Below are 15,829 nucleotides of genomic sequence, written 5' to 3'. Positions count from 1 at the left end.
GGTGTGCCCCGTGCCTCGGAGCGAGCCCAACGCGGTGCGCCCGCCGCATCTCCCAAGCGGCACATGATCCACTCGGGTTTCAGGAAATCGGCCTGTCAACGCGCCTCGGATACCGCGACTTCAAGAAACGCGAGTCGATCAACCCCGTGCGCTCCGCGGCCCGGTCTGTGGCCCGGTTCGTGGCCTTGTCTGTGGCCCGGTCTGTGGCCCGGTCTGTGGCCCGGTTTGCGGCCCGGTTCGTGGCCCTGTCCGTGGGCCGGTTTGTGGGCCGGGTTCGGGCCTGTGGCTTGGGTGCATGGATGGCTATTGCTTGTGCGCTTCGCCGGGGGAGTCAACGAGCCAGCGCATCGAGGCGGCGATATGCGCGCCTTAACGGTCTTTGTCGCGCTGCTGTACGGCTCGTCCGGGCCGAGATCGAGCTGATCCACTCGCGTTCCTTGAAGTCGCGGTATCCGGCGCCCGGCAACAGGCCGATTTCCTGAAACCCGAGTGGATCACGCGAGGCGAGGTGAGGCGAGGTGAGGTGAGGTGAGGCGCGGTGAGATGCGGTGCAGTGAGGTGAGGCGCGGTGCGGCCATGCGTGGCCATGCGCGCGGCAAGCGCGGCGATGCGCAGCGATGCGAGACGAGGCGAGATAAGGCGAGGGGGCCGGTGGTGCGGACGAGCCGTGACCAGGGTCAGGGCTGGGGCGACCGTCCCCGGCGGAGGGATCAAGCCTGACCGCCCGGAGCCGGGGACGGTCGCCCCAGCCCCCACCGCAACCAAAGCCAAAGCCAAAGAGCCAAAGCCAAAGAGCCAGAGCCGAACGCCAAACCGCCGTACCCCCGGGGAAAGCGGGATACGGCGGTCGGTACGGCGGACGTCAGGAACCGGGGGTGTTGTTGGCTCCCTTGGCGGTGGCCGCGAGGTAGTCGCGGTTGAGCCGGCCGATGGTGTTCAGCGGGATGCCCTTCGGGCAGGCCGGGGTGCATTCGCCGGCGTTGGTGCAGCCGCCGAAGCCGGCCTCGTCATGCGCGTCGACCATGCCGATCACCCGGGTGTAGCGCTCGGGCTGGCCCTGCGGCAGCAGCGAGAGCTGGGTGAGCTTGGCGGCGGTGAAGAGCATGCCGGAGCCGTTGGGGCAGGCTGCCACGCAGGCGCCGCAGCCGATGCAGGCGGCCGACTCGAAGGCGGCGTCGGCGTTGGCCTTGGCCACCGGGGTGGAGTGGGCTTCCGGCGCGCTGCCGGTCGGCGCGGTGACGTAACCGCCGGCCGCGATGATCTTGTCGAAGGCGCTCCGGTTGACGACCAGGTCCTTGACCACCGGGAAGGCGCTGGCCCGCCACGGCTCGATGTCGATCGTCTCGCCGTCGGTGAACTGCCGCATGTGCAGCTGGCACGCGGTGGTGCCGCGCTGCGGCCCGTGCGCGTCGCCGTTGATCATCAGGCCGCACATGCCGCAGATGCCCTCGCGGCAGTCGTGGTCGAACGCCACCGGGTCCTCGCCCGCGAGGATCAGCCGTTCGTTGAGCACGTCGAGCATCTCCAGGAACGACATGTCCGGGGACACGTCGTCGACCGGGTAGGTCACCATCCGACCCTTGTCCTCAGGGCCCTTCTGGCGCCAGATGCGCAGGGTCAGGTTCACTTGTAGCTCCGCTGCGTGGGGTGGACGTATTCGAACTTCAGGTCTTCCTTGTGCAGCACCGAGGGCTCGCCGTCGGCGGTGAACTCCCAGGCCGCCACGTACGCGAACCGGTCGTCGTCGCGCTGCGCCTCACCGTCGGGGGTCTGGTGCTCGGCCCGGAAGTGGCCGCCGCAGGACTCCTCGCGGTGCAGGGCGTCGATGCACATCAGCTCGGCCAGTTCGAAGAAGTCGGCCACCCGGCCGGCCTTCTCCAGCGACTGGTTGAGTTCCTCGCCGGTGCCGGACACCTTGACCCGCTGCCAGAACTGCTCGCGCAGGGCACGGATCTCGTCGATCGCCTTGCGCAGCCCGGCCTCGCTGCGCTCCATGCCGCAGTGTTCCCACATGATCTGGCCCAGTTCCCGGTGGAACGAGTCCACGGTCCGGTCGCCGTCGACGGCGAGCAGCCGCTGGACGCGGTCCTCGACGTCGGTGCGCGCCTCGACGGCCGCCGGGTGGCTGGCGTCGACCTTCTCCAGCGGACCGGAGGCCAGGTAGTTGGCGATGGTGGTGGGCAGCACGAAGTAGCCGTCGGCGAGGCCCTGCATCAGCGCCGAGGCGCCGAGCCGGTTCGCGCCGTGGTCGGAGAAGTTCGCCTCGCCGATCACGAACAGGCCGGGGATGTTCGACTGGAGGTCGTAGTCGACCCACAGGCCGCCCATCGTGTAGTGCACGGCGGGGTAGATGCGCATCGGCACCTCGTACGGGTCCTCGCCGGTGATCCGCTCGTACATCTCGAAGAGGTTGCCGTACTTGGCTTCGATGGCCTTGCGGCCCAGCCGGCCGATCGCGTCGGCGAAGTCGAGGTAGACGCCGAGCTTCGTCGGCCCGACGCCCCGACCCTCGTCGCACACGTTCTTGGCGGCGCGGGAGGCGATGTCGCGGGGGACCAGGTTGCCGAAGGAGGGGTAGATCCGCTCCAGGTAGTAGTCCCGCTCGTCCTCCGGAATGTCCTTCGGGCTGCGGTCGTCGCCCTTGGTCTTCGGCACCCAGACCCGGCCGTCGTTGCGCAGCGACTCGCTCATCAGGGTCAGCTTCGACTGGTGGTCGCCGGAGACCGGGATGCAGGTCGGGTGGATCTGCGTGTAGCAGGGGTTGGCGAAGTACGCGCCCTTGCGGTGCGCCCGCCAGGTGGCGGTGACGTTGCAGCCCTTGGCGTTCGTGGAGAGGTAGAAGACGTTGCCGTAGCCGCCGGAGGCGAGCACCACGGCGTCGGCCATCTCGGTGCTGATCTCGCCGGTCACCATGTCCCGGACGACGATGCCCCGGGCCTTGTCGTCGACGAGGACCAGCTCCAGCATCTCGTGCCGGGTGTTCATCTCGACGTTGCCCAGGCCGATCTGCCGCTCCAGGGCCTGGTACGCGCCGAGTAGCAACTGCTGGCCCGTCTGGCCCCGCGCGTAGAAGGTGCGCTGCACCTGGGCGCCACCGAAGGAGCGAGTGTCCAGCAGGCCGCCGTACTCGCGGGCGAACGGCACTCCCTGGGCGACGCACTGGTCGATGATGTTGACCGACACCTCGGCGAGCCGGTGCACGTTCGATTCCCGGGAGCGGAAGTCGCCGCCCTTGACGGTGTCGTAGAAGAGCCGGTGCACGGAGTCGCCGTCGTTGCGGTAGTTCTTCGCCGCGTTGATGCCGCCCTGTGCCGCGATGGAGTGCGCCCGGCGCGGGCTGTCCTGGTAGCAGTAGGACTTGACGTGGTAGCCCTGCTCGGCCAGGGTCGCGGCGGCCGAGCCGCCGGCCAGCCCGGTGCCGACCACGATCACCGTCATCTTGCGGCGGTTGGCGGGGTTGACCAGCTTGGCCTCGAAGCGCCGGGTCTCCCAACGCTTCTCGACCGGGCCGGCGGGAGCCTTGGTGTCGGCGATCGGGTCGCCCTCGGTGAAGAGTTCCATGTCAGGACACCAATCCGGTGAGTACGGCGAACGGGACCACCAGGTACCCGGCGCAGAGCAGCACGGCGAAGATCAGAGCCGCGGTACGCGCCCTGCGCTCGCCGCGCGGCGTCTGCTGGCCGAGGCTGCGGAACGCGCTGAACGCGCCGTGGCGCAGGTGGAAGCCCACCGTGAGGATGGCCAGCGTGTAGAAGAGCGTGACGTACCAGCGCTCCGGGGCGAAGTCGGCGACGACGTTGCCGTACGGCTTGCTCTCGTTGCCGACCGGGTTCAGCGTGCCGGTGGTCAGGTCCAGCAGGTGGTAGATCACGAAGAGCAGGATGATCACTCCACCCCAGCGCATCGTGCGGGCCGCGTAGCTGCCGTTGACCTTCTTGCGGTGGGCGTACTTGACCGGGCGGGCGGCGCGGGCCCGCCGGGCCAGCACGGTGGCGGCCACGATGTGGGCGACGACCGCCACGACCAGCACGGTGCGCAGGATCCACAGGAACCAGACGCCGGGCAGCAGTGGCTTGCCGATGTCGCGCAGCCAGTGCGCGTAGTGGTCGAACGAGGTTTCCCCCGTGAACACCTTCAGGTTGCCGAGCATGTGGGCGATGAGGAACAGCGCCAGCAGGATGCCCGTCACCGCCATGACGGCTTTGAGGCCGACGTTCGAGCGGATGGGCGACCGAGTCTTCGTGATTACCACAGGACCGACGCTAGGAGCACTTCGACCAGTCGTCCAATGCATCAAACTCGCAGTGTTGATAGCCGTAGGCTATGTAGATGCAGCTCCATCAGCTTCGGTACTTCGTCGCGGTGGCCGAAGTACGACATTTCACCCAAGCCGCCGACCTGGTCGGCATCACTCAGCCTTCTCTCAGTAAGCAAATTCACGCTCTGGAGGCCGACCTCGGCGCACCACTGTTCGAGCGGGTAAGGGGCAACATCGCCCTCACCGCGGCGGGTGAGGTGCTGCTGCCGTTGGCCACCCGGATCCTCGCCGACGTGGAGACCGCGACCCGGGAGGTCCAGGAACTGGTCGGGCTGCGCCGGGGCCGGGTGCGGCTCGGGGCCACCCCCAGTCTGGCCACCTCACTCGCCCCGCCGGTGCTGCGCCGGTTCCGCGACGCGCACCCCACCGTCGACCTCAAGGTCGAGGAGGGTGGCTCGCAGGACCTGGTGCGCGACCTGCTCCGCGGTGACCTCGACCTGGCCCTCATCATCATGCCGGCGCAGGGGGCCGACCCGGGGCTGCGGGTCGACCCGATCCTGCGGGAGAGCCTGGTGGTGGCCTCGGTGGGGGAGGTGCCCACCGCGTCGACGACCGGGGAGCTGCGCATCACCGACCTGCGGGACCAGCCGATGGTGATGTTCCGCGAGGGGTACGACCTGCGCGACGCGACAATCCAGGCGTGTCGGGAGGCGGGCTTCGAACCCACCTTCGCTGTGGACGGCGGCGAGATGGACGCTGTGCTCAGCTTCGTCGAGGCGGGGCTCGGCATCGCTCTCGTGCCCGGCATCGTGCTGGCTCGCCGGCCGGGCGTGCGGATCACACCACTCGCCCCGCCCGGGGTGCGGCGGACCATCGCGGTGGCCCGTCGGCGCGACGTCGTACCCACCCACGCCGGTCGGGAGCTTCGGCGCATCCTGCTCGACTACATCCAGTCGGCGATCGACCTCGGCGAACTGCCCCCGGGCGTCGAGCCACTGACCTGACCCGCCGGGGCCCGCCGGCCGCGAAGAGGCCAGCCGGGGCCGCTGCCGCGAAGAGGCCGGCAGCGGCCCGGCCGTCGGCTCAGCGGCCCTCGGCGTCGTCCATCGCCCGGTAGATCCGCTGCTCGGAGACGGGGTACGGAGTGCCCAGCGCCTGGGCGAAGACGTTCACCCGCAGCTCCTCGATCATCCAGCGGATCTGCCGGACGGCCGACTCCTGACGGCGGGCCGGCGACAGGTTGGCGAGCAGGTCGGCGTACTCCTTCTGCACCACGGCGATCCGGTCCTGCTGCTGGCGGTCCCGCTGCGGGTTGCCGCCCAGCCGCTCCAGCCGACGTTCGATGGCGGTGAGGTAGCGCAGCAGGTCGGGCAGGCGCGCGTACCCGGTCTCGGTGATGAAACCGGCGTGCACCAGCCCGGCGAGCTGGTTGCGGATGTCGGCCAGCGCCGCCACCACGGCGAGGTTGCGGGTCGCACCGAGCCGCTGCTCGACGGCGTACGCGGCGGCGAGAACCTTGCGGACCCGGTCCATCACCTCGACGACGGTGTCGACCAGGTCGGCGCGTACCTTCTCGCGCAGGGCAGCGAAGCCGTCGGCGTCCCACGCCGGCCCGCCGGCCACACCGATCAGCCGGTCGATGGCAGCGCCCGCCGCGTCCTCGATCAGCTCCTGCACGCCGCCGTGCGGGTTGCGACTCAACGCCAGCTTCGCCTCGTTGTCCAGCCGCCCCTGCAGGAACCGCGCCGGGGACGGCACTGTGAGCCGCAGCAGCCGGCGGGTGCCGGCCCAGTGCGCCGCCTCCGCCTCGGCGGGGGAGTCGAACACCCTCACCCCGACCGTGGCGCCCTCGTCGACCAGCGCCGGGTACGCGGTGACCGCGTAACCGGCGCGGACCTGCTCGATGGTCCGGGGCAGCGTGCCGATGCTCCACTCGCGCAACCCGGTGCGGGCCACCTCCGGTGCGGCGGCCGCCACCACCTGGCGTACCTCCTGGCGGAGTTGGCGTTGCAGGGCCGGCAGGTCCTTGCCCTCGGCGACCGGCTTCTCGTCGTCACCGAGGACCCGGAAGGTCACCCGCAGGTGCGCCGGGAGCTTGCCCGGCTCCCAGGCGTCGCGGGGCACTGTCACCCCGGTCATCCGCCGCAGCTGCCGGGTGAGCGCGTCCAGCAGCGACTCCTCGCCGGGGGTGATCGCCGCCAGCGCGGCCCGGGCGTAGTCCGGCACCGGGACGAAGTTGCGGCGGATCGCCTTGGGCAGCGAGCGGATCAGCGCGATCACCGTCTCCTCGCGCAGCCCCGGCACCTGCCAGTCGAAGGTCTCCGCCGGCACCTGGTTGAGCAGCGGCAGCGGGATGTCCACCGTGACGCCGTCGTCCGGCGTGCCCGGCTCGAACCGGTAGGTCAGCGGCAGGCTCACCCCGTCGGCCTGCCACTCGTCCGGGTAGTCGTCCTCGTCCACCCCGGGCCGGCCGTCGTTGATCAGCAGGTCGCGGGTGAAGGTGAGCAGGTCGGGTTGTTCGCGGCGGGTCTTCTTCCACCAGCTGTCGAAGTGCCGGCCGGAGGACACGTCGGCCGGGATCCGCTGGTCGTAGAAGCCGAAGATGGTCTCGTCGTCGACCAGGATGTCCCGGCGCCGGGCCCTGCTCTCCAACTCCTCGATCTCGGCGAGCAGCCGCTTGTTGTCCGTCCAGAACTGGTGGTGGGTCTGCCAGTCGCCCTCGACGAGGGCGTGCCGGATGAACAGCTCCCGGCTCAGCGTCGGGTCGATCCGCCCGAAGTTGACCTTGCGGGAGCTGACCAGCGGGACGCCGTACAGGGTGACCTTCTCGTAGGCCATCACCGCGGCCTGCTTCTTCTCCCAGTGCGGTTCGCTGTAGCTGCGCTTGACCAGGTGCTGCGCGAGCGGCTCGACCCACTCCGGCTCGACCCGGCCGGCGATGCGCCCCCACAGCCGGGAGGTCTCCACCAACTCGGCGGCCATCACCCAGCGCGGCGGCTTCTTGAACAACGCCGACCCGGGGAAGAGGGCGAACTTGGCGCCCCGCGCCCCCAGGTACTCGTGTTTCTGGGCGTCCTTGAGGCCGATGTGCGACAACAGGCCGGGCAGCAGCGACTGGTGCACCTTCGGGGTGTCGATCTCCTCCGGCAGGTCCGCGCCACCCCGGCGGCCCCGGCCGGCGTCCGCGTCGTCAGAGCTGTCGCGTGCCGGCCGCCCGCCACGCCGGTCGCCCTCAGACGGGGTACGCAGCACCTGGCGCAGCTGGCTGACGATGTCCTGCCACTCGCGGATGCGCAGATAGTTCAGGTACTCCGCCTTGCACATCCGACGGAACGCGCTGGAGGAGAGCTCCCGCTGCTGCTCGCGCAGGTAGCGCCACAGGTTGAGGAAGGCGACGAAGTCCGACTCCTTGTCGGCGAACCGGGCGTGCGCCTGGTCCGCCTGGGCCTGCTTCTCGGCCGGCCGCTCCCGCGGGTCCTGGATGGAGAGCGCGGCGGCGATCACCAGCACCTCGGTGGCGGCGCCGTTGCGTTCGCCCTCGACCACCATCCGCGCCAGGCGCGGGTCGACAGGCAACTGGGCCAACCGCCGGCCGAGCGCGGTGAGCCGCTTCGCCGGGTCGGCCTCGGTCGGGTCCAACGCGCCCAGCTCGTGCAGCAGGTTGACGCCGTCGGTGATGTTGCGCTTGTCCGGTGGGTCGATGAACGGGAACGCGGCGAGGTCGCCGAGCCCGATCGCTGTCATCTGGAGGATGACCGACGCCAGGTTGGTCCGCAGGATCTCCGGATCGGTGAACTCGGGCCGGGAGAGGAAGTCCTGCTCGTCGTAGAGGCGGATGCAGATGCCGTCCGACGTACGGCCGCAGCGGCCCTTGCGCTGGTTGGCCGACGCCTGGGAGATCGGCTCGATCGGCAACCGCTGCACCTTGAGCCGGCTGGAGTAGCGGGAGATACGGGCTGTGCCCGGGTCCACCACGTACTTGATGCCGGGCACTGTCAGCGAGGTCTCCGCGACGTTGGTGGCGAGCACCACCCGGCGCGAGGAGTGCGCGGCGAAGACCCGGTGCTGCTCGGCGGAGGAGAGCCGCGCGTACAACGGCAGGATCTCGGTGCCGAGCAGCGAGCGCTTCTTCTGCACCAGTTTGCCCAACGCGTCGGCGGTGTCCCGGATCTCCCGCTCGCCGCTGAGAAAGACCAGGATGTCGCCGGGGCCCTCGGCGGCCAGCTCCTCGACGGCGTCGCCGATCGCCTGGATCTGGTCGCGGACGTTCTCGTCGTCGCCGTCGCCGTCCTCCTCGCCCTCGGCCAGCTCGACGAGGGGCCGGTAGCGCACCTCCACCGGGTAGGTGCGACCCGACACCTCGACCACCGGCGCGGGTACGCCCTCCGGCTCGTCGGCGGTGGGTGGACCGGCGAAGTGCCTGGCGAACCGGTCGGTCTCGATGGTCGCCGAGGTGATGATGACCTTGAGGTCGGGCCTGCGGGGCAGCAGTTCCCGCAGGTACCCGAGGATGAAGTCGATGTTGAGGCTGCGCTCGTGTGCCTCGTCGATGATCAGCGTGTCGTACTGGCGCAGCATCCGGTCGGTCTGCAACTCGGCCAGCAGGATGCCGTCGGTCATCAGCTTCACCAGGCTGCGCTCGCTGACCTGGTCGGTGAAGCGCACCTTGTAGCCGACCACGTCGCCCAACTCGGTGCCCAGCTCGTCGGCGATCCGGTCGGCCACCGTCCGGGCGGCCAACCGGCGGGGCTGCGTGTGCCCGATCAGGCCGTGCACCCCGCGCCCCAACTCCAGACAGATCTTGGGAATCTGGGTGGTCTTGCCGGAGCCGGTCTCGCCGGCCACGATCACCACCTGGTGGTCGCGGATGGCGGCGGCGATGTCGTCCTTGCGCTCACTGACCGGCAAGCCCACCGGGTACGTGATCACGGGCACCGCCGCCTGCCGGGCGGCGAGCCGCTGCTCGGCCCGGACCAGGTCGGCGGTTATCTCGGTCAGCGCCGCCTCCCGACGCTGCGGGTCGCGCAGCTTGCGGGCACCGTCCAGTCGCTGCTGGAGCCGGCGCTGGTCGCGGAACATCAGAGGTGTGAGGCGGCGGTGCAGCTCGCGAACGGAGTCGGACGCGACGGAGGCGGTTGGATTCTGCATGTCGTGCCCAAGGATAGGCAGCCCGGCGGCGCACCGCCCCTGGGTTACCGAGCGGCCGGCTCTCCGACGGCCACCTCCGGTCCGTTGGCGGCCACGAGCGGGCCCTAGAGTTGGCGGCCGACGTCGAGCGCTGGGGGAGCCGGATGGAGATGCGCGACACCGACCGCGCGTTGGTGCAGGCCGCCACCGCGGTCTCCAAGCTGCGCTGCCGCAGCCAGCACCACACTGTCGCGTCGGCGGCCCGGACCGCTGACGGGCGGGTCTTCACCGGCGTGAACGTCCAGCACGCCACCGGAGGGGCCTGCGCCGAGCTTGTCGTGATCGGCACGGCCGCCACGCAGGGCGTCACCGCGCTGGAGACGATCGTCACTGTCGCCGACCGTGGCCGCGAGGTCGTCGCGCCCTGTGACCGGTGCCAGCAGGTGCTGCGGGACTACTTCCCCGAGCTGCGGGTGGTCGTCGGCCCGATGGACGCCCTGCGGGTGGTCCCGCTCGGTGAGTTGCCGGCGGAGACCGGCAGCGAATCGGCCGGCTGACCGGGCCCGGGGTCAGTCCCCGGAGGCCGCCTCCAGCATCGACTGCGGCACCGGCACGCTCTCGAACCGCAGGGTGCCCTCCGGAAGCAGCCACGACGTGACCCGCGCGACGAGGCGACCGGCCCGCACGGCGGGGTCGTTGGCGAACAGCGCGCGGGCCTCGTCCGGGGCGATGGACAACACCACGAAGCCCCGCAGCTGCTCGTCGTCGGGGTGCAGAAACGGCCCGGCCGCGAGCACCAGCCCCTGCTGCACGAGGCCCGCCTGGTGGGCCAGGTGCGCGTCCCGCAACCGGTCGATCGCGTCCTGCGGCAACTCCGGCGGATCCGACGGCCGGGTCAGCAGGACGACCGTGTGCTGGTCGAATCGCATGAGCCAACAGTAGGCGCGCGGCTCCCTTCGCGCGGGCGTCTGCCCTGCTCAGCCTCCTGCGGATCGATGAGCGCCAGTTAGGTGACCCTCAACTGAGCGGCTAAGGTTAGGCGAACCTAAGCGTGAACGTGCAGGAGACTCGTGACCACCCTCGCCACCCGGCCGACCCCGGCCCGCAACCGGTCCGGCACCCGCACCGGCCGTCGGGTGGCCGTCACCGTCGCGGCCGCGCTGGTGCTGCTGCTCACCGTGCTGGCCAGCTTCGCGCTCGGCAGCCGACAACTCGGCGTCGACCAGGTCTGGCACGCGCTCGTCGCGCCGGACGGCGGCGACGCCAGCACCATCGTCCGTGAGCTGCGGATGCCCCGGACCGCCCTCGGCCTCGCTGTCGGGCTCGCGCTCGCCGTGGCCGGGGTGCTGTTCCAGGCGCTCACCCGCAACCCCCTCGCCGAGCCGCGCATCCTCGGCATCAGCGCGGGCGCGTCGTTCGGGGTGGTGCTCGCGATCTCCGTCTTCGGCGTCGGCACGCTCGCCGGGTACGTCTGGTTCGGCATCGCCGGGGCCCTGATCGCCGGACTGCTGGTCTTCGCCATCGCCACCCGCGCCCGCGAGGGCGCCAGCCCGGTCACCCTCGCGTTGGTCGGCGCGGCGCTCGACGCCAGCCTGGCCTCCGGGGTGTACGCCCTGCTCAGCATCGACGCCCGCACCTTCGAGGAGTACCGCTTCTGGGTGGTCGGCGGGCTGGCCGGACGGGACCTGTCGGTCGCCGCGCAGGTGCTGCCGTTCGTCCTCGTCGGGTTGGTGCTGGCCGCCCTGGTCGCCCGGGGCCTGGACGCGCTGGCCCTCGGCGACGACGTGGCCCGTGGTCTCGGCCACCGGATCGGTCTGGTCCGCCTCGGTGGTGGCCTCGCCGCCGTGCTGCTGACCGGCGCCGCGGTGGCCGCCGCCGGACCTGTCGCGTTCGTCGGGCTGGCCGTGCCGCACCTGGCCCGTGCCCTGGTCGGCGCGGACCACCGCTGGACCCTCGCCGTCTCCGCCCTGCTCGGACCGGCGCTGCTGCTCGCCGCCGACATCGTCGGTCGGCTCGTCGCCCCGCCCGGCGAGATCCCGGCCGGGATCGTCACCGCGCTGATCGGCGCGCCACTGCTGGCCGTGCTGGTCCGCCGCGCCCGGGTGGTGACCGCGTGACGACCACGCAGCGCGCGGGCACGCCTCGTGCCGATGCGGCTCGGCTGCCCGGACGGTCGCTGCTGCGGATCGGCCCGGTCAGCCTGCTGATCCGCCGCCGCTCGGTGCTGGTGGCCGCCGCGCTGACAGTGCTGCTCCTGCTGGCCGTCGTGCTCAGCCTCTCGCTGGGCACCCCGTACGTCGCCCCGGCCGACGTGCTGCGCGCCCTCTCCGGAGCGGGCACCCCGTACGACCTCGTGGTCTTTGATCTTCGGCTGCCGCGGGTGGTGCTGGCGGCCGTGGCCGGCGCCGCCTTCGGCGTGGCCGGCACGCTGATCCAGAGCGTGGCCCGCAACCCCCTCGCCAGCCCGGACGTCATCGGCATCACCCAGGGCGCCGGCCTCGCCGCGACAGTGGCCCTGACCAGCGGAATGGCCGCGGTGCTGGTGGCGCCCACCGCGCTGGTGGGCGGGCTGCTCGCGGCGGTGCTGCTGTTCGCTCTCGGTGCTCGGCACGGGCTGGCCGCGCAGCGGTTCGTGCTCGCCGGGGTGGCGGTCGCGTTCGGCTTCCGGGCGCTCACCGAGGTGGTCATGCTGACCGCCGATCCGATCGACGGTCTGCGCGCGCAGATCTGGCTGATCGGCACGCTGGCCGGCAAGGGCTGGACCGAGGCCGCCTGGATCGCCGGCACGCTGCTGGTGCTGCTGCCGGTGCTGGCCTGGGCCGGCTGGGCGCTGAACAGCAGCGCCCTGGACGACGACACCGCCCGGGGCGTCGGGCTGCGCCCGGTGGCCCGCCGGATCGGCCTCGCCGGCACCGGCGTGCTCGTCGCCGCGATGGTCACCGCCCAGGTCGGCGCCGTCGACTTCGTGGCGCTGGTCGCCCCGCAGGTGGCCCGTCGCCTGGTACGCGCCGAACGACCACCGCTGGTCTGCGCGGCGCTGCTCGGCGCGCTCCTGCTGGTGCTGGCCGACCTGGCCGGCCGGCGCCTGTTCGCACCCACCCAACTACCCGCCGGTGTGCTGACCGCCGCGATCGGCGGCCCGTACCTGATCTTCCTGCTGCTGCGTGGCCGGCGGCGGTCGTCGTGACGCCTCAAGGAGTCGTGTGATGCTCTCCACCCGCGACCTGGTCGCCGGCTACGACGAGCGGACCGTGCTCGACGGGCTCGACCTCGACCTGCCCACCGACGCGTTCACAGTGATCGTCGGGCCCAACGCGTGCGGCAAGTCCACACTGCTGCGCACGATGGCCCGGCTGCTCACCCCCCGCCGCGGCACGGTGCTGCTGGACGGCACCGCCATCCGCGACCTGCCGACCCGGGAGGTAGCCCGCCGCCTCGGCGTCCTGCCGCAGAGCCCGCTGGTGCCCGAGGGCGTCACCGTGGCGGACCTGGTCGGGCGCGGCCGACAGCCCTACCAGCGGTGGTGGCGGCAGTGGTCGTCGGAGGACGGCGCGGCGGTGGACCAGGCGATGGCCCTCGCCGACGTGACCGACCTGGCCGACCGACCGGTGGACAGCCTCTCCGGCGGTCAGCGGCAACGGGTGTGGATCGCCATGACCCTCGCCCAGGACACCGACGCCCTGCTGCTGGACGAGCCGACCACCTTCCTCGACCTGGCCCACCAGGTGGAGGTGCTGGACCTTCTGCACCGGCTGCGCTCCGAGCGGGGCCGCACCGTGGTCGCCGTCCTGCACGACCTGAACCAGGCCGCCCGCTACGCCGACCACCTGGTCGCCATGCGCGCCGGCGCGGTGGTCGCCGCCGGCCCGCCCCGGGAGATCCTCACCGCCGACCTGGTCCGCGACGTCTTCGGGCTGGCCTGCGTGGTCGTGCCCTGCCCGGTGACCGGCGCGCCGCTGGTGGTGCCCGCGTACACCGGCGGCAACGCTCCGGTTCCCGTTGTCGCGTCGGGTGGCCCGGTCGCTTCCTCGGGTGGCCCGGCCGTTGCGCCCGCCGGCGCGAAAGACCCCAATTCGTCGACGGCGTCCGTACCGGACGCCCGACCCGCCACCGGCGACGCGGCCAACCCGCTCGCCGGCTCGCACCCCTCGAAAGGACTCTGATGCGTCGTCTCGTCGCAGCTCTCGCCGCGGCCGTCGCCCTTGGCGCCGGCCTCACCGCCTGCGGTGAGAGCGACCCGGTCGCCGGCTCCACCACCGGGGACACCCGGGAGATCACCCACGCCATGGGCACCACCAAGGTCCCAGCCGAGCCCAAGCGCGTCGTCGTGCTCGACACCGACAAGATCGACACGGCGCTCTCGCTGGGCATCACGCCCGTCGGCGCGGCCACCGCCGGTGAGGCGAAGAGCTGGCCCACGTACTTCGGCGCGGACAAGCTCGCCGGCATCAAGGAGGTCGGGGTGCTCACCGAGCCCGACCTGGAGGCGATCAACGCGCTGAAGCCGGACCTCATCCTCGGCAGCAAGTTCCGCCAGGAGAAGTTCTACGACGAGCTGGCCGCCATCGCGCCGACCGTGTTCACCGAGAAGGTGGGCATCACCTGGAAGGACAACCTCCTCCTCGACGGCAAGGCGCTCGGCCGCGAGCAGCAGGCCAAGGATCTGCTCGCCACGTACGAGAAGCGGGCCAAGGACTTCGGCGCGACGCTCGGCGACGCCGCCGCGCGCAAGGTCTCCATCGTGCGGTTCCTGCCCGGCAACATCCGGGTGTACGGCCCGGACTCGTTCTCCGGCATCGTCATCGGCGACACCGGCCTGGGCCGCCCCGAGCGGCAGCTGCTCGCCAACAAGGAGGACAAGCGCTTCGACCTGGTCAGCCCCGAGCGGGTCAACGAGGTCGACGGTGACGTCATCTTCGTGACCGCGTACGGCGACAAGGCCGCCGCCGAGCAGACCAAGGTCGCCGGTGGGACGCTGTGGAAGGGCCTCGGCGCGGTCAAGGCCGGCAAGGCGTACCCCGTCTCCGACGAGGTCTGGATGACCGGCATCGGCGTCGGCGCCGCCAACAAGATCCTCGACGACCTGGCCAAGTACCTCCCTGCCGCCTGACACCCCACCAGCACCGCCCGCGCGAAGTCACTCGCCCCCGCGCACCCGCGCGAAGTCATCCGCCCCCGCGCACCCGCGCTGGGCACGCACCACCGCGCCGGCTCATGATCGTGCTCGATGCAGGATGTAGTGGCCTCCTCGTCCAGGGAGGCCACTACTTCCATGTTCGAGCGCGATCATCGTCACCAGGGGGAGCGCGAGCGTGCCCTCAGGGCGGCTCGGACCTCGGCGAGGAACCCGTCGAAGTCGTCCCGGAGGCGCTTGGCGGTCAGATGCAGCACGATCCAGTCGCCGCCAAGGAGCCGGTTGAGGCGTTGGCGGTCCCGATGGAACTGCTCAGGGTCGTCGTGCCAGAGCCCGTCGTACTCCACCGCGACCTTGAACTGCGGCCAGGCCAGGTCCAGGCGAGCCACGAATCGGCCCTGCTCGGCCACGACCCACTGGGTCTCCGGCCTCGGCAGGCCGGCGAGCACCAGCCCGACCCGGGTGCGGGACTCCTGAGGGGACTCCGCGCCCGCGTCGGCCAGGTCGACCGCGCGTAGCAGCGACCGCCAGCCGCGTCGACCGGCCCGGCTCAGCGCGTACTCGCGCAGGGCTGGCGCGGTTGTGAGCCGGTGAGCCAGCATGGCGTCGATGACGACCACCGCCTCGATCACATCGAGCCAGCGGGCCAGGTCCCAGCAGGTACGCGCCGGGCTGGTCACAGTGATCCCGGCCCGGTCCACGGTGTCGCCGGGGTCGATCTCCCCGTGGTGGACCCGGATGCCGGCGGTCGGGCCGATCCGAGTGGCGGCGGGAACGAGGACGTCGACGGGCTCGCTCGCGCTGGGCTCAGCGCAGCCGTAGAGGCCGGCGGCAGCGCGTCCCGCGATGGACGCACCGGGTGGGACAAGCCACCGTCCGACGGCGGTGCATCTGATGGCGTGGGTGACTGCGAGCTGGGCATCGGCGTAGACGTCGCGGAACAGCGGTCGCCACGCCGAGCTGCGTAGCTCATTGCGGGTCAGTAGGCCCCGAGAGACGGCGGTCGAGCCACGGAAGACCCGACCCCGCAACTGCGGCGGCCGACGAGGGACTTTCGGCATGTGCCTCAGGCTGACCGAACCTGGTCGCGTCACGCTGCCCCTGTGGATAACCGCAGCCCCTCACACCGGCGCCGATGCGCGTCGTTATCCCCATGATCGCGCTCGAACATGGATGTAGTGGCCTCCCGAGAAGCGGAGGCCACTACATCCTGGATCGAGCGCGATCTTGCCGGGCGGGTGGGCGGGTGGAGCGCTTGGTGGGTGGGGTGCGTGGTGGTTGGGCTGGGTGGTGCGCGGGGTGCGCGGGGT

At 71.4% G+C, this 15,829-nt stretch carries 12 protein-coding genes; 6 read left to right on the top strand and 6 right to left on the bottom strand.

The window, feature by feature from the left end; genetic code table 11:
- Nucleotides 1-862: 862 nt before the first annotated feature.
- From NIE111_RS22375 to NIE111_RS22365, 3 genes are read right to left on the bottom strand one after another with little or no spacing between them, the layout of a single operon-like run.
- Nucleotides 863-1,627 (bottom strand): succinate dehydrogenase/fumarate reductase iron-sulfur subunit, encoded by a 765-nt coding sequence (locus NIE111_RS22375; protein ID WP_238677177.1) that lies wholly within the window; start codon nt 1,625-1,627, stop codon nt 863-865.
- The gene (locus NIE111_RS22370) at nt 1,624-3,561 is read right to left on the bottom strand and encodes a fumarate reductase/succinate dehydrogenase flavoprotein subunit (protein WP_238686240.1); all 1,938 of its coding nucleotides are present in this window, start codon (nt 3,559-3,561) and stop codon (nt 1,624-1,626) included. The genes NIE111_RS22375 and NIE111_RS22370 overlap by 4 nt, the downstream gene beginning before the upstream one ends.
- Nucleotide 3,562: 1 nt before the next feature.
- Complete coding sequence (locus NIE111_RS22365) at nt 3,563-4,294, bottom strand: succinate dehydrogenase cytochrome b subunit (protein WP_266303089.1); 732 nt, start codon at nt 4,292-4,294, stop codon at nt 3,563-3,565.
- A 35-nt stretch (nt 4,295-4,329) separates the two neighbouring features.
- On the opposite strand from NIE111_RS22365, the gene NIE111_RS22360 reads away from it, so the two are divergent.
- Complete coding sequence (locus NIE111_RS22360) at nt 4,330-5,262, top strand: LysR family transcriptional regulator (protein ID WP_238686239.1); 933 nt, start codon at nt 4,330-4,332, stop codon at nt 5,260-5,262.
- Nucleotides 5,263-5,341: 79 nt separating this feature from the next.
- Here the strand turns inward: NIE111_RS22360 and hrpA are convergent, their stop codons facing one another.
- Entirely contained in the window at nt 5,342-9,406 is a 4,065-nt protein-coding gene (hrpA, locus tag NIE111_RS22355) for an ATP-dependent RNA helicase HrpA (protein WP_238686238.1), read from the bottom strand.
- A gap of 143 nt (nt 9,407-9,549) precedes the next feature.
- Between hrpA and NIE111_RS22350 the strand changes: the two genes are divergently transcribed.
- Nucleotides 9,550-9,942 carry a cytidine deaminase family protein gene (locus NIE111_RS22350; protein WP_238686237.1) on the top strand — a complete coding sequence of 131 codons (393 nt, stop codon included), beginning with the start codon at nt 9,550-9,552 and terminating at the stop codon, nt 9,940-9,942.
- A gap of 12 nt (nt 9,943-9,954) precedes the next feature.
- Here NIE111_RS22350 and NIE111_RS22345 read toward each other — a convergent pair whose 3' ends face one another.
- On the bottom strand, nt 9,955-10,314 hold the full coding sequence (locus NIE111_RS22345) for a YciI family protein (RefSeq protein ID WP_091402189.1): 360 nt from the start codon (nt 10,312-10,314) through the stop codon (nt 9,955-9,957).
- Nucleotides 10,315-10,455: 141 nt separating this feature from the next.
- Between NIE111_RS22345 and NIE111_RS22340 the strand changes: the two genes are divergently transcribed.
- Genes NIE111_RS22340 through NIE111_RS22325 form a run of 4 tightly spaced genes read left to right on the top strand, consistent with a single transcriptional unit; the run spans nt 10,456 to nt 14,495 of the window.
- On the top strand, nt 10,456-11,502 hold the full coding sequence (locus NIE111_RS22340; RefSeq protein ID WP_210781359.1) for a FecCD family ABC transporter permease: 1,047 nt from the start codon (nt 10,456-10,458) through the stop codon (nt 11,500-11,502).
- Nucleotides 11,499-12,572 carry a FecCD family ABC transporter permease gene (locus NIE111_RS22335; protein WP_238686236.1) on the top strand — a complete coding sequence of 358 codons (1,074 nt, stop codon included), beginning with the start codon at nt 11,499-11,501 and terminating at the stop codon, nt 12,570-12,572. Before NIE111_RS22340 ends, NIE111_RS22335 begins: the two co-directional genes overlap by 4 nt.
- Nucleotides 12,573-12,591: 19 nt before the next feature.
- Nucleotides 12,592-13,548, top strand: a complete 957-nt coding sequence (locus tag NIE111_RS22330) for an ABC transporter ATP-binding protein (protein WP_308193732.1) — start codon at nt 12,592-12,594, stop codon at nt 13,546-13,548.
- A complete protein-coding gene (locus NIE111_RS22325) occupies nt 13,548-14,495 on the top strand; it encodes an ABC transporter substrate-binding protein (RefSeq protein WP_238686235.1) in 948 nt (315 codons plus the stop codon). Before NIE111_RS22330 ends, NIE111_RS22325 begins: the two co-directional genes overlap by 1 nt.
- A 182-nt stretch (nt 14,496-14,677) precedes the next feature.
- Here the strand turns inward: NIE111_RS22325 and NIE111_RS22320 are convergent, their stop codons facing one another.
- Complete coding sequence (locus NIE111_RS22320; protein ID WP_238686234.1) at nt 14,678-15,580, bottom strand: endonuclease domain-containing protein; 903 nt, start codon at nt 15,578-15,580, stop codon at nt 14,678-14,680.
- Between the last annotated feature and the right edge of the window lie 249 nt (nt 15,581-15,829).

Source organism: Micromonospora hortensis, assembly GCF_022230935.1.
Lineage (GTDB): Bacteria > Actinomycetota > Actinomycetes > Mycobacteriales > Micromonosporaceae > Micromonospora > Micromonospora hortensis.
Note: the sequence above shows the minus strand (reverse complement) of the source record. Positions and strands in the feature narration are given on the sequence as shown.

Coding starts and splice junctions, on each gene's coding strand:
- NIE111_RS22345 (WP_091402189.1), bottom strand. CDS start 10,314: ATGCGATTCGACCAGCACACGGTCGTCCTGCTGACCCGGCCGTCGGAT.
- NIE111_RS22330 (WP_308193732.1), top strand. CDS start 12,592: ATGCTCTCCACCCGCGACCTGGTCGCCGGCTACGACGAGCGGACCGTG.
- NIE111_RS22370 (WP_238686240.1), bottom strand. CDS start 3,561: ATGGAACTCTTCACCGAGGGCGACCCGATCGCCGACACCAAGGCTCCC.
- NIE111_RS22365 (WP_266303089.1), bottom strand. CDS start 4,294: ATGCATTGGACGACTGGTCGAAGTGCTCCTAGCGTCGGTCCTGTGGTA.
- hrpA (WP_238686238.1), bottom strand. CDS start 9,406: ATGCAGAATCCAACCGCCTCCGTCGCGTCCGACTCCGTTCGCGAGCTG.
- NIE111_RS22320 (WP_238686234.1), bottom strand. CDS start 15,580: ATGCCGAAAGTCCCTCGTCGGCCGCCGCAGTTGCGGGGTCGGGTCTTC.
- NIE111_RS22325 (WP_238686235.1), top strand. CDS start 13,548: ATGCGTCGTCTCGTCGCAGCTCTCGCCGCGGCCGTCGCCCTTGGCGCC.
- NIE111_RS22350 (WP_238686237.1), top strand. CDS start 9,550: ATGGAGATGCGCGACACCGACCGCGCGTTGGTGCAGGCCGCCACCGCG.
- NIE111_RS22360 (WP_238686239.1), top strand. CDS start 4,330: ATGCAGCTCCATCAGCTTCGGTACTTCGTCGCGGTGGCCGAAGTACGA.